At 58.2% G+C, this 21,427-nt stretch carries 21 protein-coding genes; 12 read left to right on the forward strand and 9 right to left on the reverse strand.

Annotated features, from left to right (window positions below; genetic code table 11):
- Nucleotides 1-26 precede the first annotated feature (26 nt).
- On the forward strand, nt 27-350 hold the full coding sequence (locus ACR0CR_RS02425) for a 2Fe-2S iron-sulfur cluster-binding protein (protein WP_480596409.1): 324 nt from the start codon (nt 27-29) through the stop codon (nt 348-350).
- The gene (locus tag ACR0CR_RS02430; RefSeq protein WP_480596411.1) at nt 350-1,138 is read left to right on the forward strand and encodes an FG-GAP repeat domain-containing protein; all 789 of its coding nucleotides are present in this window, start codon (nt 350-352) and stop codon (nt 1,136-1,138) included. Before ACR0CR_RS02425 ends, ACR0CR_RS02430 begins: the two co-directional genes overlap by 1 nt.
- Before the next feature lie 92 nt (nt 1,139-1,230).
- Here the strand turns inward: ACR0CR_RS02430 and purD are convergent, their stop codons facing one another.
- Complete coding sequence (gene purD / locus ACR0CR_RS02435; protein ID WP_480596413.1) at nt 1,231-2,493, reverse strand: phosphoribosylamine--glycine ligase; 1,263 nt, start codon at nt 2,491-2,493, stop codon at nt 1,231-1,233.
- Nucleotides 2,494-2,568: 75 nt separating this feature from the next.
- Here purD and xseA point away from each other — a divergent pair, with 75 nt between their 5' ends.
- Nucleotides 2,569-4,059, forward strand: a complete 1,491-nt coding sequence (gene xseA, locus ACR0CR_RS02440) for an exodeoxyribonuclease VII large subunit (protein ID WP_480596415.1) — start codon at nt 2,569-2,571, stop codon at nt 4,057-4,059.
- A gap of 5 nt (nt 4,060-4,064) precedes the next feature.
- Here xseA and ACR0CR_RS02445 read toward each other — a convergent pair whose 3' ends face one another.
- Complete coding sequence (locus ACR0CR_RS02445) at nt 4,065-4,460, reverse strand: hypothetical protein (RefSeq protein WP_480596417.1); 396 nt, start codon at nt 4,458-4,460, stop codon at nt 4,065-4,067.
- A gap of 148 nt (nt 4,461-4,608) precedes the next feature.
- On the opposite strand from ACR0CR_RS02445, the gene ACR0CR_RS02450 reads away from it, so the two are divergent.
- The 5 genes from ACR0CR_RS02450 (at nt 4,609) to ACR0CR_RS02470 (ending at nt 8,830) form a co-directional block, all read left to right on the forward strand.
- Nucleotides 4,609-5,277, forward strand: a complete 669-nt coding sequence (locus tag ACR0CR_RS02450; RefSeq protein WP_480596419.1) for a lysoplasmalogenase — start codon at nt 4,609-4,611, stop codon at nt 5,275-5,277.
- 28 nt (nt 5,278-5,305) lie between these two features.
- Nucleotides 5,306-6,424: a signal recognition particle-docking protein FtsY gene (ftsY, locus tag ACR0CR_RS02455; RefSeq protein ID WP_480596420.1), complete on the forward strand. Its 1,119-nt coding sequence runs from the start codon at nt 5,306-5,308 to the stop codon at nt 6,422-6,424.
- An 86-nt stretch (nt 6,425-6,510) separates the two neighbouring features.
- The gene (locus ACR0CR_RS02460; protein ID WP_480596422.1) at nt 6,511-7,413 is read left to right on the forward strand and encodes an EamA family transporter; all 903 of its coding nucleotides are present in this window, start codon (nt 6,511-6,513) and stop codon (nt 7,411-7,413) included.
- A gap of 16 nt (nt 7,414-7,429) precedes the next feature.
- Entirely contained in the window at nt 7,430-8,035 is a 606-nt protein-coding gene (locus ACR0CR_RS02465) for an inner membrane-spanning protein YciB (protein WP_480596424.1), read from the forward strand.
- Nucleotides 8,036-8,161: 126 nt separating this feature from the next.
- Nucleotides 8,162-8,830 (forward strand): Crp/Fnr family transcriptional regulator, encoded by a 669-nt coding sequence (locus tag ACR0CR_RS02470; protein ID WP_480596425.1) that lies wholly within the window; start codon nt 8,162-8,164, stop codon nt 8,828-8,830.
- A 219-nt stretch (nt 8,831-9,049) separates the two neighbouring features.
- Here ACR0CR_RS02470 and ACR0CR_RS02475 read toward each other — a convergent pair whose 3' ends face one another.
- From ACR0CR_RS02475 to rpiA, 6 genes are all read right to left on the reverse strand, one after another.
- Nucleotides 9,050-10,489 (reverse strand): Do family serine endopeptidase, encoded by a 1,440-nt coding sequence (locus ACR0CR_RS02475; RefSeq protein WP_480597504.1) that lies wholly within the window; start codon nt 10,487-10,489, stop codon nt 9,050-9,052.
- A 182-nt stretch (nt 10,490-10,671) separates the two neighbouring features.
- Nucleotides 10,672-10,866: a DUF2065 domain-containing protein gene (locus ACR0CR_RS02480; RefSeq protein ID WP_480596427.1), complete on the reverse strand. Its 195-nt coding sequence runs from the start codon at nt 10,864-10,866 to the stop codon at nt 10,672-10,674.
- Complete coding sequence (hflC, locus tag ACR0CR_RS02485) at nt 10,866-11,759, reverse strand: protease modulator HflC (RefSeq protein WP_480596429.1); 894 nt, start codon at nt 11,757-11,759, stop codon at nt 10,866-10,868. The genes ACR0CR_RS02480 and hflC overlap by 1 nt, the downstream gene beginning before the upstream one ends.
- Nucleotides 11,759-12,901 (reverse strand): FtsH protease activity modulator HflK, encoded by a 1,143-nt coding sequence (gene hflK, locus ACR0CR_RS02490; protein WP_480596431.1) that lies wholly within the window; start codon nt 12,899-12,901, stop codon nt 11,759-11,761. Before hflK ends, hflC begins: the two co-directional genes overlap by 1 nt.
- 72 nt (nt 12,902-12,973) lie before the next feature.
- Entirely contained in the window at nt 12,974-14,332 is a 1,359-nt protein-coding gene (gene gor, locus ACR0CR_RS02495; RefSeq protein WP_480596433.1) for a glutathione-disulfide reductase, read from the reverse strand.
- Nucleotides 14,333-14,470: 138 nt separating this feature from the next.
- Nucleotides 14,471-15,256 carry a ribose-5-phosphate isomerase RpiA gene (rpiA, locus tag ACR0CR_RS02500; RefSeq protein WP_480596434.1) on the reverse strand — a complete coding sequence of 262 codons (786 nt, stop codon included), beginning with the start codon at nt 15,254-15,256 and terminating at the stop codon, nt 14,471-14,473.
- A 167-nt stretch (nt 15,257-15,423) separates the two neighbouring features.
- Between rpiA and ACR0CR_RS02505 the strand changes: the two genes are divergently transcribed.
- Genes ACR0CR_RS02505 through ACR0CR_RS02515 form a run of 3 tightly spaced genes read left to right on the forward strand, consistent with a single transcriptional unit; the run spans nt 15,424 to nt 18,458 of the window.
- On the forward strand, nt 15,424-16,125 hold the full coding sequence (locus ACR0CR_RS02505; protein ID WP_480597507.1) for a glutathione S-transferase family protein: 702 nt from the start codon (nt 15,424-15,426) through the stop codon (nt 16,123-16,125).
- A gap of 1 nt (nt 16,126) precedes the next feature.
- Entirely contained in the window at nt 16,127-17,500 is a 1,374-nt protein-coding gene (locus ACR0CR_RS02510; RefSeq protein WP_480596436.1) for an L-serine ammonia-lyase, read from the forward strand.
- A gap of 43 nt (nt 17,501-17,543) precedes the next feature.
- Nucleotides 17,544-18,458 carry a DMT family transporter gene (locus tag ACR0CR_RS02515; protein ID WP_480596437.1) on the forward strand — a complete coding sequence of 305 codons (915 nt, stop codon included), beginning with the start codon at nt 17,544-17,546 and terminating at the stop codon, nt 18,456-18,458.
- On the opposite strand, the gene ACR0CR_RS02520 is transcribed toward ACR0CR_RS02515, so the two are convergent.
- Nucleotides 18,403-19,017, reverse strand: coding sequence for a thiamine diphosphokinase (locus tag ACR0CR_RS02520; RefSeq protein WP_480596439.1), 615 nt, complete (start codon nt 19,015-19,017; stop codon nt 18,403-18,405). The two genes, ACR0CR_RS02515 and ACR0CR_RS02520, sit on opposite strands and share 56 nt — an antisense overlap.
- A 215-nt stretch (nt 19,018-19,232) precedes the next feature.
- On the opposite strand from ACR0CR_RS02520, the gene ACR0CR_RS02525 reads away from it, so the two are divergent.
- Entirely contained in the window at nt 19,233-20,921 is a 1,689-nt protein-coding gene (locus ACR0CR_RS02525; RefSeq protein ID WP_480596441.1) for a hypothetical protein, read from the forward strand.
- Nucleotides 20,922-21,427 lie beyond the last annotated feature (506 nt).

Genomic DNA, 21,427 nt, shown 5'->3' on the forward strand with positions numbered 1-21,427 from the left:
AACATCGCAAAAGGAAGACGCACGCAATGGCAAAGATAACCTATGTCGAGCATGGCGGTACCGAGCACACGGTCGAGGTCGCCAACGGACTGACCGTCATGGAAGGGGCCCGCGACAACAACATCCCCGGGATCGAAGCCGATTGCGGCGGCGCCTGCGCGTGCTCCACCTGCCATGTCTACATCCACCCCGACTGGGTCGAGAAAATTCCGGCCAAGGATGACATGGAAGAAGACATGCTGGACTTTGCCTTTGAACCCGACGCCGCCCGCTCGCGCCTGACTTGCCAGATCAAGGTCACCGACGCGCTGGACGGTCTGGTTGTGCAAATGCCGGAAAAACAGATCTGATGCGCCCAATAGCGCCGCGCCTGCCCAATCGCCCGTGGCGAGTCTGGGCTCGCGGCGCACTGCTGGCGCTATTCGCGTGGCCGATGGGATTAACGGCAGCGCAGGCAGAGTACACCATCAACTCCGCCCGTTACATTGAACCAACAGCCCGCTACGCTCATGGCGTCTTGGGCGACGATATCGAATATGGCGCATTGGAGATCAAAACCTCCAACGCAACAACTAAAAGCCTGCTGATCCAACCACTCTACAAACGTTCAATTCTGACTATCAAACTGCCTCTTGATCGTGTCTTCGAAGACCTCGCCCCCCGTCTGGCAGATGTCGATCTTGACGGATCAACCGAGGTGATCGTCGTTGAAACCAGCGCACACGAGGGCGCTCAACTCGCAATCTACAACGCGCGTGGAGAGAAAATCGCCGCCACGCCTCATATTGGCACCCGCTTTCGCTGGCTTGCTCCGATCGGTGCCGCTGATCTTGACGGTGACGGGAAAGTCGAAATTGCTTATATCGACCGTCCGCATCTGGCCAAAATCCTGCGGATTTGGCGCTTTGACGGTGGCAGTCTAACTGAAATCGCCACACTGCCAGGCCTGACCAATCACCGCATTGGCGAAAACTTCATCTCCGGCGGCCTACGCGATTGCGACACGCGCAAAGAACTCGTCGTGGCCAGCACAGACTGGTCTCGTATCATCGGTGTCTATTTCGAAGATGGCTGGCAAACCATCGATCTTGGCCCGCTCAGAACACATAAAGACCTGACCTTAGCCCTCAACTGCTGATCCGCCCTTCATCTGGCTAAAAATATCCCGGGGAGCGCGAGGGGCCGGCCCCTCGTCCACACAATTAAGACGGGCGTAGCCCGGCAATCGTACTACAGCGCACGCCAGCCGATATCGCGACGAAAGAACCCTTCGGGCCAGTCCACACCGTCCACCATCGCATAGGCGCGGTTGCGGGCTTCTTGCAGCGTCGCCCCCCGCGCCGTGACGTTCAGAACCCGTCCGCCAGAGGCCTGAACCTGCCCCTCAACGGCCTTGGTCCCCGCATGGAACACCATGTTGCTGCTATCCTCGGGCAAAACCTCCAGCCCCTTGATGACCGAGCCCCTTTCGTACGAGCCCGGATAGCCCTTGGCCGCCATCACCACCGTCATGGCATGATCATCCGCCCAATTCACCCGTGCTTCGCCCAGTCGACCCTCTGCAGCGGCATGCATCAAGTCCATCGCCTGCGCCCCCAAACGCATCATCAAAACCTGACACTCCGGGTCACCGAAGCGCACGTTGTATTCCACCAACCGGGGCTGACCATCCTTAATCATCAACCCCGCATAGAGAACGCCTTGAAACGGAGTCCCGCGCCGTTTCATTTCCTCAATCGTCGGACGGACGATTTCGGCCATTGCGCGTTCTTCGACCTCCGCACTCAGAACAGGTGCCGGAGAATAGGCCCCCATCCCACCTGTGTTCAGACCAGTATCGCCCTCACCCACCCTTTTGTGGTCCTGGGCCGTGCCAACGGATAAAACGTCCTCACCATCGCAAAGAACGAAAAGTGAGGCCTCTTCGCCCTCCATGAATTCTTCGATCACCACTTCGGCTCCGGCTCCGCCAAAAGCCCCGCCGAACATGTCGTCGATGGCGTCCAGGGCGGTTACCTCGTCCATGGCGACGATGACGCCTTTGCCCGCCGCGAGCCCATCGGCCTTGACGACAATGGGCGCACCCTGTTCTCGGATATATGCCTTGGCTGGCTCCGCCTCGGTGAACCGTGCGTAGGCCGCTGTTGGCGCACCGGCGGCATCGCAGATTTCCTTTGTAAAGCTCTTCGACGCTTCCAGCCGGGCGGCGGCAGCCGAGGGGCCAAAGACCAGCACGCCCGCTTCGCGCAGGCGATCCGCTACGCCCGCCGCCAGGGGTGCTTCCGGGCCAACAATCACGAAATCAATCGCGTTTTCCTCGGCAAAGCTAACCACAGCCCCGCCGTTTTCGATGTCCAGCGCCGCGCAATCGGCAATCTGTGCGATCCCCGCATTCCCCGGGGCCACGATCAGCCGATCACATTTGGGGTTTTGCATCACCGCCCAGGCCAAGCTGTGTTCGCGCCCACCGCTCCCGAGAATGAGGATATTCATGACTGCTCTCCGATCTGCTTGGCCTCGCCTTGCGCGCGTTCTAAGCTGGGCAAGCATTTGACACAAGGCGCTGAAATGTCCGACCTGCTTGACGACCCCATTCCCGGCCAGAATACCCCCGAATACACAGTCTCGGACATATCCGGAGAGGTGAAACGCACGCTCGAAGGCGCGTTTGGGCGAATCCGTGTGCGTGGTGAGGTCGGGCGCGTGTTCAAGGCGCGATCAGGTCACCTGTATTACGACGTCAAAGACGATCGGAATGTGCTGGCCTGCACCACTTGGAAAGGCCAGATCTCCGGGCTTTCGGTGGTCCCTGAAGAGGGTCTTGAGGTCGTTGTCACCGGTCGTTTGACCGCCTTTGGAGCCCAGTCCAAATACAACCTGAACGTCGATGAGGTTGCAGTTGCCGGGCAAGGCGCGCTGATGGCTTTGCTGGAAAAGCGCAAGAAACAGCTTGAATCCGAAGGGCTGTTTGCGCCCGAGCGCAAGAAGCCCTTACCCTATTTGCCGCAGATCATTGGCGTCGTCACATCGCCATCCGGTGCGGTAATCCGCGACATCCTGCATCGCCTGCGCGACCGGTTTCCGCGCAAAGTGCTGATATGGCCGGTGGCCGTTCAGGGCGCAAATTGCGCGCCCGAGGTGGCCCGCGCGATCGAAGGGTTCAATCGGCTCACTCCGGGCGGCGCTCTCCCGCGCCCAGACCTGATCATAGTCGCGCGTGGCGGCGGGTCCATCGAAGACCTCTGGGGCTTCAACGAAGAAATTGTCGCCCGCGCCACAGCCGCCTCGGATATCCCGCTGATTTCCGCCGTCGGGCACGAGACGGACACAACCCTGATTGATTTCGTGTCCGACCGTCGCGCGCCCACGCCAACCGCTGCAGCCGAGCTCGCGGTGCCGGTGCGTATGGAGTTGCTGGCCTGGACGGGTGTGCAATCCGCACGGCTGTCTCGCGCGGCGACAGATGCCGTTCAGCGCCGGTCCCAACGCTTGCAGGACCTCGCGCGCGCCCTTCCTCGACCTGACAGCTTGTTGAACACACCGCGTCAACGCCTTGATCTTATTGCCGACCGTCTGTCTCCGGCGTTGGTTCGAGGCGTTCAAAACCGCCGTTTGCAAGTGGTAGAAGTTTCGGCGCATCTGCGTCCGTCAACTCTGCGCAGTTTTGTCAACCAAAGGCATGAGGCGGTTCGGAACCTGTCCTCACGTCTTTCTTTGCGTCCGATACAGAAGGAAATCGACCAGCAGCGCCAGAACGTCGCCCGCTTGACAGAACGCTTGCATACCACGCAGTCCGCGCGATTGGACCGGCTTGTCCAAAACCTGACGGCCTTGGATCGACTGCGTGAAACGTTAGGCTACAAGGCAACATTGCAACGGGGATATGCGGTTGTTCGCGCTGACGACAAGTTGGTCACAACCAAGGCTGCCGCCGCGCAACACTCGTCGTTCGAGATTGAATTCGCGGACGGAATTTTGAACGCGGGGCAAAACAGCGCCAAACCGCAGGCGAAGAAACCGACAAAAAGGGAAACGCCCGGCCAAGGTTCGCTATTCTGAACGGGCTAGGCCCCGACCTCTGGCCCGAGACACACCATCTCTTCCCCGATATCTTGCGCTTCGTACAGCTCGGTTTCGCCGGGTTCGCCATCGAACAAGGCAACCAGCCCACTGCCGGTTTTGCGGAAGACCCAACACTGTGGATCGGGTCGATCTTCGTAAAGAAAACAGATCTGGTCTTCGTGCTCATACCAGACGCCGCTCTTGCATTGGCCATCCAGAAACGACCAGATGACACGCCTATTGGGTAAGTGCCGTTCGGCTCCGTAGACCTGCCCTTCGTATGCATAAAACAGAGTTTTGCCCAAAGTATAGCGATCAAATTCCGCACCTGTCAGCCCATCTTGCGCGCCAACGGCACCTGCGGAGATGAGCCAAAGAATCAAACTTTTTCTGAACATAGACCTAGTGTGGCAGAAGCCTAAGCAAGAAACCAATCAAGCTTTGTTCGCGCTGAAACCATTGAATGCCTCCACGTCAGGTCTTGCCTGGCCCGATCGGTCGCGATGTCCTGAGCCCGACATATGGATCACTCCAAAGGGTTCGGGGATGACGACACTTCTATTTTGGGCGGCCATGGCCGCGGCGCTGGCTTACCTTCCGTTGACGGCCAAATCTGCCAGTTCCATGCGCAGCTTTCTTAAGACGGCGTCTGTCGCCCTTTTGGCACTTATTGCGGCGCTTCAAGCTGGGCCGCTTTTGCTGATCGTTGCGCTTGCCCTCTGCGCGATTGGGGACGCGCTTTTGTCGCACGAAACTGAAACAACTTTCATGGCCGGTATCGGCGCGTTCGCCGCTGGACATCTGGCGTATATCCTTTTGTTCCTGACCCACCCGCTCAGCGATCCGACCCGAATTCTTGATTATCCTGGCATTGCTTGGCCCCTCCTCCTGCTCGGCATCGTCATGGCGACCCTGCTTTTCCCTCGCGCCGGAGACCTCAAGGTACCGGTCTTGGCGTATATCCCCATTATTCTCGGCATGGGAATCACGGTGCTGGCCATGCCCGATACCGGGGCGTTGCGTTGGGCGCTGCCCGCTGCTCTGGCGTTCATAGCTTCCGATTTAATTCTGGCGACGGAGAAGTTTCTGCTACCCGCTACGCATACAGCGCAACGTTTCACGCCCTATTTGATCTGGCCGCTGTACTGGGCTGCCCAAGCCGGTTTCCTGATCGCCTTTGCCGCACCCTTTGCAACTGCCGCAATTCCGCATTAGGTGAGAGAAACACCTGCGGAGTCCAAAGATGGCGTTTTTCTCAAAGCTCAAGAACAAGCTGTTCAAATCCTCTTCGCGCCTGGAACAAGGTCTGGACGCGATTATCGAGGATGGCGGCGAGGAAACCGCACCCGATCCCGTGGTCAATCAACCCGACCCGGAACCGCAGGTTGCGCCCGAAGCTCCGGCCCCGACCACTATTGCGGAGCCCGTGAACGCGCCTGCACCAGCGGATCCAACGCCAGAAACGACGGAATCCAAAGGTTTAATCGGCCGCCTGTTTACCCGTGGCGACACGCAAACCGTCGTGCGCCGCACCCTTGACGACGACATGCTGGAGCAGCTCGAAGAACTGCTGATCGCCTCGGATATGGGCGTCGACACCGCCCTACGTGTAACCAGCAACATGGCGGAGGGACGTTTTGGCAAAAAACTCTCTACGCAAGAAATCAAACAATTGCTGGCCCAAGAAGTCGCCCGCGTGATGGAACCCGTGGCCAAACCCATGCCTCTTTACCCCAAGCGCCCGCAAGTGGTGCTGGTTGTGGGCGTGAACGGCTCTGGCAAGACCACCACCATCGGCAAGCTGGCCAGCCAGTTCAAAGCCGCAGGCAAAAAGGTCGTCATCGCCGCCGGAGATACGTTCCGCGCGGCCGCCGTAGAACAACTGCAAGTATGGGGCGATCGCGCTGGCGTACCGGTCCTGACCGCGCCCGAAGGTTCCGATCCGGCCTCACTTGCCTTCGACGCCCTGACCAAAGCGCAAAACGAAGGGGCCGATCTGCTGATGATCGACACGGCGGGCCGCTTGCAGAACCGTGCCGATCTGATGGAAGAATTGGCCAAAATCGTCCGCGTCATCCGCAAAGTCGATGAGACGGCCCCGCATAATACTCTGCTGGTTCTGGACGCCACCACCGGCCAAAATGCGCTCAGTCAGGTTGAAACATTCCGCAAACTGGCTGACGTTTCGGGCCTTGTGATGACCAAGCTCGACGGCACGGCAAAAGGCGGCGTGTTGGTGGCGCTGGCGGACAAATTCGGCCTACCCATCCACGCGATTGGCGTGGGAGAACAAATCGACGACCTCGCCCCCTTTGATCCAGAAGAATTCGCCGCTGCCCTGACCGGTCTGGACAAAAGCTGATCCGCCTCTTCATCTGGCTAAAAATATCCTCCGGGGGTCCGGGGGTGGAAAACCCCCGGCCTCTCCACCCAGGAAAGACCTGATTTTTGAGTGACTGGTTGATCTCTCTGGAAGGCACCGAAGCAGGCCACCAACTCGCCCTGGCTCTGGCGCTTATGGCCGCCTTTCTTCATGCCGCATTCGGAGCGCTTCAAAAAGGTCGCCACGATCCCTGGATGTCTCGTGGGGCCATCGATGCGTGCTATTGCCTGATATCGGCACCGTTTGCTTTATTCGTTGTTCCGTGGCCCGAACCCTACATGTGGCCGATCTTTGCCATGGTTTGGGTGATTCACATCATCTACAAGACACTTCAGGCGATGGCCTATACCAAAGGGTCCTACACGGTTGTCTATCCCGTTGTCCGAGGCACCGGGCCCCTATTTACCGTGATTGGCGCCTATCTGTTGTTCGGAGAGACATTCACCGGCACCCAATGGTTCGGCGTTGCCGTATTGCTCGCGGGTATTTTTGGGCTGGCCGCATATAACTTCCGGTTTCTGGAAACCAACCGTGAAACGCTTGGCATTGCCTTAACGCTCGCGATCGCCACAGGTTTGTTCGTTGCGCTTTACACGACCTATGACGCATACGGAATCCGCGCCACAGCCGACCCGTTCACATTTCTGGCGTGGTTTTTCATGATCGACGGCTTCGCTATGCCGATCTATGCCGCACTCAGATACCGCGCCATGATCGACCGCCCCGCACTTGCTCCGCTGATGTTGCGCGGGCTGGCGGGCGGTATCATCGCGCCTTTGTCTTTCGGGTCGATCATGCTGGCCACCCGGTTGGACAAGGTCGGCGAGGCTGCGGTGCTGCGCGAAACCTCAACGGTATTTGCCGCCCTGATCGGATGGCTGGTTTTGAAAGAAACCGTTGGCCCAAGGCGGATTGCGTTGATGGCATTGATTGCACTTGGCGCAGTAATAGTTGAAATGGGCGGGTAAGCAGCAGGATTCTGGTATGGCAGGCAAAAAAGAGATCAACCCCATTCTGAAACAGGTCTTGGAGCTGGGTCCGCCTCTGGCGTTTTTCTTGATCTATCTTCGCCTGCGCGACGACAGCTTTCTGATCTGGGGCACGGAGTACTCCGGGTTCATCGTCGCCACGATCCTGTTCGTCCCCCTGATGTTGGCTGCCATGGGCATCCTTTGGTACCTGACCGGCAAACTCAGCCGCATGCAGATTTTCACCGCCTTTATGGTAATCTTTTTTGGTGGTCTCACTGCCTGGTTCAATGACGAGCGGTTCTTCAAAATGAAGACCACTCTGGTCTATGGGTTTTTCTCGATCATTCTCGGCATCGGTCTGCTGCAGGGCAAATCCTATCTGGCCTACGTTCTGGACGAGATGTTGCCGATGCGCGACGAGGGCTGGATGATCCTGACGCGCCGTTTATGCGCCTGTTTTGCTGTGCTTGCAGTCGCCAATGAACTGGTCTGGCGCACGCTTTCAACAGATCTGTGGGTCAAGATTGAGACCTTTGGCTTCCCCATTGCCCTGATGGTGTTCCTGATGCTTCAGTTCAGCATGCTGCAGACCTATATGGATGACCCCGACCAACAGTAATACGGCGCCTGCGCCCACGGGGAATGGCAACCGTAGAATTTGCGGACAAAAACCTTGGCTTAAGGGGCAACCTGTGGAAAGCTGGGTCACCACTCAAACTGCTCTGACCTGGGAAAACCACGCCACATGACGCCATTTCCAACCAGCGGATTCCTGTCCGAAGCCTCGGAACGGCTGCGTACCATGTTGTCCGCTCAAGCGTCCGAGGTCGAATTGGACCGTGGCGAAGTCCTGTTTGAACAGGGCGATGAAGGCGAAGCCCTGTATGCTCTGATCTCCGGTACTCTCGAAGTGTCCTTTCTGGCAATGAGCGGGCGCAAGCTGGCCCTCAGCCTGATGCGACCCGGAGAAGTGTTTGGCGAAATCGCACTTTTTGACAGCGGCCCAAGAACCGCAACCGTCACAGCCGCGGAACCGTCCCGCGTTCTGAGGGTACGTCACAAAGATGTGATCAATCAGATTCGTCAGCATCCTGATTTGGCCGAAGATATGATCCGGCTGGCGGGGCTGCGGATGCGCAGCATCAGCGCACAATTGAACGAGCAGGTCTTTCTGCCGATGCCGATACGATTGGCGCGAAAGCTTTTGCATCTGGCGGGACAACAGGACACGCCATCAGATCGCATCACACTATCCCAAAGCGAATTGGCCGAGTTCGTCGGGGCCACGCGCGAGGCGGTATCGAAAACGATTTCCGTTTGGAAGCGAAGCAATGTCGTCGAAGCGTCGCGCGGCGGTCTGCAAATTCATGACTTTGATGCGCTCAAGCAATTGGCTGAATCCGACCTTATTTGACCTGCCTGTGATCCTCTTCACATACGCGCGCGTAAAATTGCCCTAAGGTCAATCCTGTTACCGTAGGAGGCTGACCTTATCATCCCCGATATCTGTCCATCAGCCTCTCCCTGTACCAGAGCCATATGCCTTCCCCGGCATATGGCTTTTTCTTTTGCGGGCAAGAAAAAAGGCCGGGGGGCGTGCGCCCGGCCTTTTTGCAGTCTCCGGATTGTGTTCTTAGCCTTCCAGGCTCAGTGCCACAAATCTCGGCTCTCCACCGCGTCGCACCAGCAACAACAGTGACTTACGACCTGCTTCGCGTGCTTCTTCCATGCGTGCTTCGAGATCGTCGATCGAGGTGACCTTCTGTTGCCCGGCCTCGGTAATAACGTCTCCGGCGCGCAGTCCTTTGGCATATGCTTCAGACGCTTCATCGACACTCGACACAACCAATCCCTGAGCGTCGGCATCCAATCCCAAATCCTCGCGCAGCGAATCGCTGAGCGGTGCGATCGTGAGGCCCAGAATATCCTTGTTTTCTTCTTCCTCCGGTTCTGCAGGCTCCTCATCACCGGCGTCAGCCCGTTCCGCGTCCTCGCGGCGGCCCAACGTAACCAACACTGTTTGGGTTCCGCCCTCGCGATGCACAACTACCCGGACCGATTTCCCAACGGTTGTCTCACCGACCTGGCGCACAAGACCACGAGTATCTTCGACCTCGACGCCGTCAAAGCTCAGAATGACGTCACCAGCCAGAAGCCCTGCGTCTTTGGCAGGTCCATCAGGAACGTCGCTGATCAGCGCACCACCCGGCTTGTCCAGACCCATCGCTTCGGCCATGTCCTCGGTCACGTCCTGAATGCGCACGCCCAGCCAGCCCCGGCGGGTCTCACCGAATTCACGCAACTGATCCACGACCTTGACGACCACATTGGACGCCATCGAAAATCCGATCCCGATGGAACCGCCATTGGGCGACAGGATTGCGGTGTTTACGCCGATGACCTCACCGTCCATGTTGAACAGTGGACCACCCGAGTTGCCCCGGTTGATCGCGGCATCGGTTTGGATGTAGTCGTCATACGACCCGCTCAGTGCTCGGTTTCGGGCTGAAACGATCCCGGCCGAAACTGAAAAACCCTGCCCCAGCGGGTTGCCCATCGCGATGACCCAATCTCCGACACGGGCGATGTCGCTGTCGCCGAATTGCACATATTGCAACGGACCCGACGCCTCGACCTTTAGCAAGGCAATGTCGGTATTTTCATCCTTGCCGATCACCTTGGCCGGAAGTTCCTTTTTCGGCTGGCCATCGCCCGGAAAAAACTCGACCAAAATCTCGTCTGCCTCTGCGATCACGTGGTTATTCGTGACTATATAACCGTCCTCAGAGATCACGAATCCGGACCCCAACGCGTTGCTGCGGCGAGGACGATCACCGTCTTCACCATTCCGGTCCTGAAAGTCTCGGAAAAAGTCCTCGAAGGGCGACCCCTCGGGTACGATACCTTGCGGGCCCGTCTGTCCTTCGATCAGCGTCGATGTCGTGATGTTTACCACCGCCGGGCTGATCTTTTCAGCCAGAGGGGCCAAGCTTTCGCCCCGCGCCTGAGCCGCAACGGTTTGTGCCAGCAGCAGCAACATCCCCACAAAAGCCAGCCACAACAGCCGCACCATTACACCAACGTCGTCCTGCTGGACGGAAACACTGCACGCTTTGGCCTGCACTTGGGAACTCCTTGTCGAAACTTATGACGCCACCGCGCTGCGGCGGCCCTTCTTTGCAACCAATGTAGTCAGTTTGGCCAAGCCCGCAACTCGGGATCGCAGAGAAATCACTGCGGCGTGAAGTCCAGGCGTCAAAACCCGATCTGAAAGGCCGCCCACAAAAGGGCAAATCCGCTGACAGCGCAGAGCAGCCCCACCAGCCGCAGCGCCTGTTCGGGCAGTGTACGCAACGCTTCAAGCATCCGTTCGATAAGCGAAGGGGCCAGCGCATAGGCCAGCCCCTCAACAATCAGCACCAGCCCAAAGGCCAGAAGGATCATGCCCATTACTCTGAGGTCGCAGCCGATGGCCGCCGTCCGGTCGGCGAGGCGAGATAGTTGAAGAACTCAGAATCCGGGCTCAGGATCAACGAACTGTTGCTGCCCTGCAGGGCATTTTCATAAGCCGTCAGTGAGCGGTAGAATTCAAAGAACTCCGGGTCCGCTCCATAGGCTTCGGCAAAGATCGCGTTGCGTTCGGCGTCGGCCTCACCGCGGATGATCTCAGCCTCACGGTTCGCGTCCGAAACCAGTTCGACCACGGTCCGGTCTGCCTGCGCGCGCACGCGCTGCGCCGCTTCGTTACCACGGGCGCGTTCGTCGGTGGCTTCACGTTCCCGTTCCGCCTTCATCCGGTCAAACGTCGCCTCGAGGTTCGCCTGCGGCAGATCGGTCGCCTTCAGACGCACGTCGATCACGTTGACGCCCAGCGCACGGGCTTCGGCAATCGCGCTGTTGCGGATACGCAGCATCAGCGCGGCACGGTCCGAACTCAGGATGTCACGGGAGGATACCGAACCCAGAACCTCACGCGTTTCGGCGCGCAGGATGCGATCCAGACGATCCTCGGCCACCGGAATGCCGCCGACACCAACGGCCTGACGGAACTGTTCCAGATCGGAAATCCGGTAACGCGCGAAAGCATCGACCACCAGTCGGCGGTCATCCAGAGGTGTGACTTCCAGCGGCTGGACATCGATCGACAGGATACGGTCGTCATAGCGAACGACCTCATCGACGATAGACAATTTGAACGCAAGACCCGGCTCTTCCTTGACATTCACAACGCGTCCGAACCGAAGCACTAGGGCGCGCTCACGCTCATCCACGATGAAAATCGAGGAAAGCCCCAAAAAGACGAGCGCTACGACCAGAATAATAATGATGGGTGATTTACGCATCAGTTGCTCTCCTGTCCGGAATTGCGGCGCAGCTCGTTCAAAGGCAGGTAGGGCACGACACCCTGTCCGGAACCGGTCGAGTTCTCGTCCAGTATGATCTTGTCCACGTCACCCAGAACCTGCTCCATCCGTTCCAGATAGAGACGTTTGCGGGTCACATCGGGTGCTTTGGAGTATTCCTCAAGAACCGCGCTGAAACGGCTGGCCTCACCCTGTGCACCATTGATCTGCTGGGCGCGATAGGCCTCGGCCTCTTCCAGAACCTGCGCGGCTTCACCGCGCGCTTCGGCCAGAACCCGGTTAGCGTAAGCGTCCGCCACGTTCTGCAAACGGTCACGTTCCTGCGCAGCAGCCTGAACGTCGCGGAACGCTGCAATCACGTCCTGCGGCGGGTCGGCCTTATCAAAGTTCACACGCACGATGTTCACGCCCGAGTCGTAGCTGTCCATTGTCGACTGGATCAGTTCTTGCAAGCGATCAGCGATAACACCACGATCCCGGTTCAGGATCGGGGCCAGTTCGCTTTGCGCGATGATCTCTCGCATAGCTGATTCAGACACCGCCCGAATCGTCTGGCGCGGATCACGCAGGTTAAACAAATACTTGGCCGGATCGTTGATGTTCCAAACGACCTGATAGTCGATATCGACCACGTTCTCGTCGCCGGTCAGCATCAAACCATCGTCGCTGCCACGGGCACCGCCCATGTCTTCATTTTGTTCACGGGTCACCGGGATAACCTCGGCCGTCACAAACGGCCACGGCGCAAAGTTAAAGCCTGGGTTTCCGACCTTGTAGAATTCACCCAAAAACAGCTCAACCGATTGCTCTTCGGGTTTCACGGTATAGGCACTTGTCACACCCCAAAGGACCGCAACCACCAAAGCGCCAATCGCAACGGTCCCCTTGGTAAACGCCGGACCACCGCCGCCGCCTGAGCCGTTGGTCCCACGGCCACCGCCGCCGCGACCGCCCATCAGGACGCGCAGTTGCTCTTGACCCTTTTTCATCAGCTCGTCGATCTCGGGGATCTGCGGGCCGTCGCCTTCGGGGGGCTTGCGCCCGTCCCCGTTGTTACCCCGATTTCCTCCGCCTCCGGATGAGCCTCCGCCCCCCCAGGGGCCGCCGCTGTTGCCCGCCATATGTGTCTTTTCCCTTGTGTTGGACCGTGTGATCACGGCTTCCCTTGTAACGTGTGTGCGCGCGGTTGCAAATCAAGCCGTGCGTACAGGTTGCCGCATTGTCACCAGTTCTTCTGCCATGACTGGATGAACCGCAACCGTGCGGTCGAAATCTTCCTTGGTCGCGCCCATTTTGACGGCTATGCCAGCCAGCTGGATCATCTCGCCCGCGCCGGGCGCCACAATATGGCACCCAAGCACCTTTCGAGTGGCCTGAGATATGATCAGTTTCATCAAAACCCGCTGTGTGCCGCCCGCGAATGCCTTTTGCATCGGCTTGAACGAGGTTGCGTAAACCTCGATCGGCTCCTGCGCTGCGGCTTCTTCCTCGCTGAGGCCAACTGTGCCGAATTCAGGTTGGGTGAAAATCGCCGTCGGAATCAGTTCGTGATCGACCGGCGTTGGGTTGCCTTTGAACACGGTTTCGACAAATGCCATACCCTCGCGGATCGCCACCGGCGTGAGGTTAACCCGGTCGGTGACATCCCCGATTGCATAGATCGAAGGCACGCCGGTCTGGCTGTATTCATCTACGATGATCTCACCTTTGCGGCCCAGTTCAACGCCCAACTCTTCGAGACCGAGGTTTTCGGTATTCGGAGCCCGCCCGGTCGCATACATGACTACATCGAACTGATCTTCGGTGCCGTCGGTGGCTTTGACGCGGATTTTGTCGCTTGCCCGCGTCATTTCCAACACGTTGGTGCCCAGCCGCACGTCGATACCGTTCTGGCGCATTTCCTCGCAGATCAAACCACGTGCTTCTTCATCAAACCCACGCAGGATTTGCGCGCCGCGGTAGAACTGAGTGGTCTTTACCCCCAACCCATTCATGATCCCGGCAAATTCGCTGGCGATGTAACCGCCACCGACGATGAGGATGCTTTCGGGCAGCTTCTCAAGATGGAAAATCTCGTTCGACGTGATTGCAAGGTCCGAGCCGGGAAACTCGGGCACAACTGGTCTGCCGCCCGTGGCGACAAGGATGTGCTTTGCCGTCTTGCGGGTCCCATCGGCCAGTTCAACAGTATGCGGATCAACGACGCGAGCACGCTGGTCAAAGCTTTCGACACCATTGTTTTTGAGGATGCCGCGATAGATGCCTTCCAGCCGATCCAACTCGGCTGTCAACTTGTCGTGAAACGTGTTCCAGTTCAGCGCGCCCGGTTGAATGTCCCAGCCGTAAGCCTGCGCATCGCCGACCATGCCTGAGAACTCACTGGCGAATACCATCAGTTTTTTGGGCACACAGCCGCGAATGACACAGGTTCCGCCGTACCGGTCCTCTTCCGCCAAAGCCACCTTTGCGCCGGTCTCGCCAGCCGCCACGCGCGCCGCGCGAACCCCGCCCGAGCCTCCGCCGATGACGAACAGATCATAGTCAAAGCTCATCCTGAGTTCCTTTATTCAACAGGCCAAAATCTCTGAGTATCTGGGGCCGATCAGTTCTATGCCAACCCTCTTTGCCAGAAAAAACCTTTGCTTAGCTCTGGCCCAGCATATCGGCAGCACCCGCCAGCCGCTTCGATCTCAGTCCGCCAAGTCCGAAAACAGGTTGTCCCCGAACTCACCCAATTGATCGGTCTGCACAGAGCCATCGTTGATATCGCGCAACTCGACGCGACCATCGCCGTAGCCGATCACGACCTTGTCGCAAATGTCTATAAACAAACCGTTTTCCACGACGCCAGGGACCTGATTGAGAACCAGCGCCAATTGCCGTGCGTTGCCGATCCGCTTGAGGTGAAGGTCCAGAATGTGGTTGCCTTCATCGGTAACCTTTGGCGCTTCGCCGTTCATGCGCAAGGTCACGGATGTTCCAAGTACATCCATCGTATCCAGAGCTTCTTCGATCAGGGTGCGCGTGGTCTGCCAGCCAAAGGGAATAACTTCGACCGGCAGCGGGAACGCACCAAGGGTTTCCACCTCTTTTCCGGCATCGGCAATCACAACCATCTGATCGCTGGCTGTGGCCACGATCTTTTCCTGAAGCAGCGCCGCGCCGCCGCCTTTGATCAGGTTCAGCTCGCCGTCGAATTCATCTGCACCGTCAATCGTCAGGTCCAACCACCCAGCCTGATCAAGCGAAACGACTTCGATACCAACCTCACGCGCCAGTTGCGCCGTCGCTGTCGAGGTCGGAACCCCCTTGATCGACAAACCTTCGTCCCGGACGCGCTCGCCCAGACGGCGCACCAGCCAGGCGGCAGTCGATCCCGTACCCAGACCAACGCGCATTCCGTCTTTCACCAGATCCGCCGCGCGGTGCGCAGCGACATATTTGGCCTTGTCGATGGGCGACAATTCTCCGGTCATGGCAGCTTCCCCTAAATATTCTGCGGAACTTATAAGGAATGCCCGACCCAACTGCGAGAGCCAATTCGCCTTGAGACTGTGCTAACATGTCGCTGGATTTCGCGTTTCCGATCGGAAACGTCGCAATCAAGTCTTCGTTTGCGACAGGCATCACCTAAATGGCCTATATGGAACAGCCGTACCGCCTGCACTATGCGCCCGACAACGCCTCGCTGATCATTCGGCTGGTGCTGGAGGAGATGGGTTTGACCTATGAAACCGCTCTGGTCGATCGCACCCGGAATGAACAGGATGGCGCGGCCTATAGGGCGCTAAATCCAAACGGACTGATTCCCGTACTTGAGACACCCCAGGGTCCCATCTTTGAAACGGCGGCTATTCTTTTGTGGCTGTCAGACACCCATGGCCAACTGGCGCCGGCCCCAGAAAGCCCCCAGCGTGCGGGATTCCTGAAATGGTTATTCTTTGCATCCAATACCTTACACGCCGATCTTCGCATCCTGTTCTACGCAGAGAAGTATATCGACGGCACCCAGGCTGAAGCCTTGCGCAACGGTATCCGCCCCAGATTGCGACAACATCTAAGACTGCTGGACGCCTTGGCAAAAGACACGCCGGATTGGTTCAACCCTGACCAAGCTTCGGTTCTTACGATTTATGTGGCTTGCATGATGCGTTGGATGGCGCTTTACCCAGTGGGCGCAGACCGCAGCTGGTATCAACTGGCCGATACACCCTATCTGCAAAAGATCCTGATGCAGCTTGAACTGCGCCCCTCGACCCGGGCCGCCGTAGCTGCAGAAGGGTTGGGGGTTACGCCCTTTACCTCGCCAACCTATGCTAACCCTCCAGAAGGCTCAGCGACCTGATATGTTTCTCTCAGTATTTGATATGTTCAAAGTGGGCATCGGCCCGTCGTCTTCTCACACAATGGGGCCGATGGTCGCCGCCGCCCGGTTTCTGGACCTGATGCGTGAGTCGCCGTTTGAATTCTCGGGCCTGCGCGGATCACTGCACGGGTCTCTGGCCTTTACCGGTGTGGGTCACGCCACAGATCGCGCCACCATTCTCGGGCTCGCCGGGTTTGTCCCCGACACCTATGATCATGAAAAAGCCGAAGCGGCGCTGGCGCACATTGCCGAAACGCATACTGTGTCGCCCCAGGGCTTGCCCGAGTTGAAACTCGACCCGAAGACCGATCTGGTTTTTGATTTCGAAAACAACCTGCCCGGCCACGCCAACGGCATGATCCTGATGGCTACTGATGCGCAAGGCGATGTGATCCTGCGGCAAGTCTACTACTCTATCGGAGGCGGGTTCGTTCTGACCGAAGAAGAGCTGGCCGAAGGCAAGGCCACGGATGAGGGCGCGCCGGTTCCCTTCCCGTTCAAAACAGCCGTCGAAATGCTGCAGATGGCCAAGGATAGTGGCAAAAGCATCGCTCAGATGAAACGTGCCAATGAAATCGCGCGCGGTTGCCCTGAAAGCTTTGCAAAAGGCTCGGCTCGCTTGTGGCAAGTTATGAATGACTGCATTGAGCGCGGTCTGACCACCGATGGCATCCTACCTGGTGGTCTCCATGTACGACGCCGCGCCAAGGGCATCCATGACGCGCTGGTCGCTGAACGAGGCATGAACCTGACCGCGCCGCATACCATAAACGATTGGATGAGCGTCTACGCCATGGCCGTTAATGAGGAAAACGCTGCCGGGGGTCAGGTGGTGACGGCCCCGACCAACGGTGCGGCGGGCGTTCTACCTGCGGTGCTGCGGTACTATCTGGATCACGTTCCAGGCGCGTCCGAGCGCCATGTCGAGGATTTCTTGCTGACCGCCGCTGCCATCGGCGGATTGGTGAAATTCAACGCGTCAATCTCGGGCGCTGAAGCTGGCTGTCAGGCCGAAGTCGGCAGCGCCTCGGCGATGGCCGCCGCTGGTCTGTGCGCCGTCATGGGTGGCACGCCTGAGCAGGTTGAAAACGCCGCCGAGATCGCATTGGAGCATCATCTGGGCATGACCTGCGACCCGGTTGCAGGGCTGGTTCAGGTCCCCTGTATCGAGCGTAACGGGTTGGGTGCGATCAAGGCAGTATCGGCCGCTTCGCTCGCCCTGCGCGGAGATGGGCACCACTTTGTTCCGCTGGACGCGGTGATTGAAACCATGCGGCAGACTGGCCACGACATGCACGAGAAATACAAGGAAACTTCACTCGGCGGGCTGGCCGTGAACGTCCCCAACTGCTGAATCCCCCTTTCCCCAGCGCACGGCTTACCCTAGCGTGCGCGGCATGACCCATGATCGTCCCGTTCTTGGCATCTTTCTGATGCTCGGCTTTTGTGTGCTTGCTCCGTTGGGCGATGCCATGGCCAAGGTGCTGGGTGAGACCACGCCAATTGCTGTGCTCGTATTGGTGCGCTTTGCGGTTCAGGTCGTCATTTTGGTGCCATTGATCGTAGCGACCGATAGGCCGTGGCGGATGCGCGGGCGCATTCTTCGGTTGACCCTGATCCGCACCCTTCTGCATATCGCTGGAATTTCGGCGATGTTCAGCGCCCTGCTATATCTGCCTTTGGCCGACGCTGTGGCGATCGCCTTTGTCATGCCGTTCATCATGCTGCTGTTAGGCCGTTTTGTGCTGGGCGAACAGGTCGGGCCGCGCCGCCTCACGGCGTGTATTGTCGGTTTCGTCGGCACTTTGCTTGTGATTCAGCCCAGCTTTGCCGAGGTCGGAGCCCCGGCCCTGCTGCCCCTGATTGTCGCAGTGGTGTTCGCGCTGTTCATGCTGGTGACTCGCAAGATCGCGAAGGAAACCGATCCAGTTTCTCTGCAAGCCGTATCCGGGGTGATGGCGACAGCGATCTTGCTGCCGATCTTGCTGATTGGCGAGAGCTTGGAGGTTGATCAATTGTCGTTTGTCGCGCCCACGGGTGAAACGCTGTGGCTGCTTTTTGCCATAGGTGCGCTTGGCACTGTTGCGCATCTGCTGATGACGTGGTCGCTACGATACGCGCCCTCGGCGACACTGGCACCAATGCAGTACCTTGAGATTCCGGTGGCGACTTTGATTGGCTGGATGATTTTCCGGGACCTGCCGAATGGGTTGGCAGCCGTCGGCATTCTGATCACCATCGCCGCGGGGCTGTATGTCATTCTGCACGAACGGGCCAACGCCCGGTCTGGCCCAACAGAAACGCCTGCATGACCTGATCCAACGCAGAGCGTGGAAGCATCACCAGCATACCCGGTCCATCCATTTCAAGCCTGATGTCAGCCACGCTCCGGTTCGATGTTCCGACCTGCCCATCTGGTTCGAACACCATTTCATCGATCGGCCATTCCAACCCTTTGCTCCGCCCCATTACTCGCCGAAATGGAAACAATGAGATGATCGAACCCGGCGCAAGCGCCAGTTCAAGTTCCGGCGGTGCGTGGAACGCGATTTCTTGAGGGCCAAGCAGGATGCAAGGCCTATCCGCTCTGTAAACCAGTGTGTTCAAAACCGCCAACTGGTGATCCAGCCGCGCGCCCAGAAACCCGACACCAATGACCACTGGCGCCCAAATGCTGCGAAGTGCTTTGTCAAAGTCTGTCGTGTTCTGTTCCCGGATCGGAAACAACCGGTCCGCCGGAATTCTGGCCATTTGGAACGGATCAAGCGAATCAAAATCGCCAAGAACGGCGTCAGGAATGTGACCCGAATCGAGCAAATGAGCTGCCCCACCATCCGCCGCAACGGTTAATTCGACGCGATCCAGCGCCAAATTTACGTCCCCGGGGCCGATTTCTCCCCCTCCAAACAAGGCAATAGGCGACTCCGACTGAACAATCGGCTCTTTTTTCTTAAGATTGACCATTTTTCCCGGTTTTGGACATATTCAGACCACAAAATGATACGTTCATGGCAAAAGTTACGAGTCGATTGCCGTGAACCGCGCCCGGCAGATTGACAGGGTAGTTTGTAGAGGACGTGCGTCTGATGGTACAGAACAACAAAGTATTGACCGTTTCATACGGAACATTTTCCTGCACATTGGAAGGCTTCGACGATTCATTTGAAACGATGAAGGCAATTGCCGAGTACTTTCGTGATCTTGCCGCCGATGACCGCTATTTCGGCTCCGAACCGCCACAGCCTGACGCAAACATGCTGACCAGCATTGCCCAGCGCGACATCGCGCGCAAGGTTGAAGCCAGCCAGAACGACTCTGGCATTTTGTTGCGCGCCACGGATAAGACCCCCTCGGTGGCTGCTGCTGTTGCAGCTGAGCCTGCTGCCACGCAACCAATCGACGCGCAGCCTGCGACCCCCAGCTCTCACGCGGACACCTCCGAACCGGCGACAGCCCCCTCTGGCGCCCAAGACCCCGCCCCCGCTGACAGCATTGCTGCCAAACTGCAGCGTATTCGCGCCGTGGTTTCGCACAACGAAGACTCGCCGCCACCTCACTCGGAGGATGAGGAGGAAGGCGCTGGATATCTGGCGGCCGCCAAACCCAAAGTCGACGCGATCTCAGCGGCTTTTGAGGCCGGAACGCTGAACCCTGCTGATTTGGAGGAACCCCTCGAAGCAGAAGCGGATCAGTTTGACGTTTCAAATGACCCGCAGCCCGACATGCCGCCCGAATCCGGTGATTCCGACCAGCACATCCAATCGGAACCTGAGCTGGCCCATGAAGATGTGGCCGAGCAAACGCATGAACCGCTTGTTTTGAGCGAAGTGGATGCAGCCCCTGAAGAGACCACCGAGGCGCTTTCCGAAGACCAGCCGGACGACGCGGACAAAGATATCCTGTTCGCGGACATCGACGAAGATTCGGAACCCGATGCGGCCGTGGACGAGATCGCGAATCTCCTCAGTGACGAAGATGCCGATGCTGACCAAGACCCAGAGACGGAAAGCCCTGACGCAAGCACATCCGTGCTGAACGCCGATGACGAGGCTTTGCTGCTGGATGAAATCACATTGGTCGAGGCAGAACTGATCGCGCGCACCGCGCCGGTCGATGCGGAACCCCCCGCAGCCGACGAGGATGTGTCCCGCCTAATGGATTCGGCAGGTGCGCGGATGGATGATCCCGAAACCGTGGATCAGCGGCAGACCTATTCGCATCTGCGCGCCGCTGTTGCCGCCAAGGAAGCAGAGCGCGGGGACAGCGATGACAGCCACGCTGAGACACCCGACAAGGATTATCGGGGTGACCTTGAATCCGTCGTCAGCCCGCGCCGCCCCGAAGTTCAGGTTACCACACACCGTCCCAAGGCCATGGAAACGGCCCCGCTGAAGCTGGTGGCCGAGCAACGCATTGATGCCAAGGAGGGCGAAACCGCTCCGGTCACGCCGCGCCGCGTCAAGCAGGAAGACAGCGCCGACGAAGAAGGTGGCTTTGCCCACTTTGCCCAGGAACAGGGCGCGCAATCGCTGTCTGACTTGTTGGAAGCCGCCGCCGCGTACCTGTCTTTCATCGAAGGCCAAGAGCAGTTTTCGCGCCCGCAACTGATGAACAAAGTGCGCTCGTTGAAACAGGACGACTTCAATCGTGAAGAGAGCCTGCGCTCGTTTGGCCAGCTGTTGCGCGACGGAAAGATCGAAAAAGCCGGTGGCGGACGTTTTGCTGCCTCAAACGACATCGGTTTCCGCCCTGCGGACAAGCGCGCGGCGGGCTAATTCGTTGAATCAACGCGCCCCCTCGTGTTTGAAGGGGGCGGACAACTCTCCGCAAGCTTCTTACCAGAGTTGTTGCTGATCATGTGAAGGTGGACCCAGGACTAGCAACGCCTCAACACCTGGCCCGTGACAAAAGGAAATCAGTACAGCCGCAGAAATGCACCGCTGCTTTGACGCCCTAATTTGTTGATTGGGTAAGCGATGCCCAAGCAAGATATTTCTCGCCGGTAGTCACCTTCCAAGGACACCGCACAAGTGCGTTTTCCTTTAGCATTACGCTTTGAGGCAAGAGTAATGTGAGCGTTTCAAACACCCTATAGTTCTCAGTGGCAGAAGACGCACTCTTCGCCAAACTGGTGATTCAAACCATTGTTGCCATGAGGCTTGCACCGCTTTTGGTAAGAGGCTCCGGCCGTTTTTTCTCTGCCCAAGCCTGTATCGATTTGAGCACACCTTGTGCGCGACAGATGCCAATAGGCTCTATTGACGGTGCGTCAGTTATGCTG

The sequence above is a fragment of the Ruegeria sp. AM2 genome, assembly GCF_056540685.1.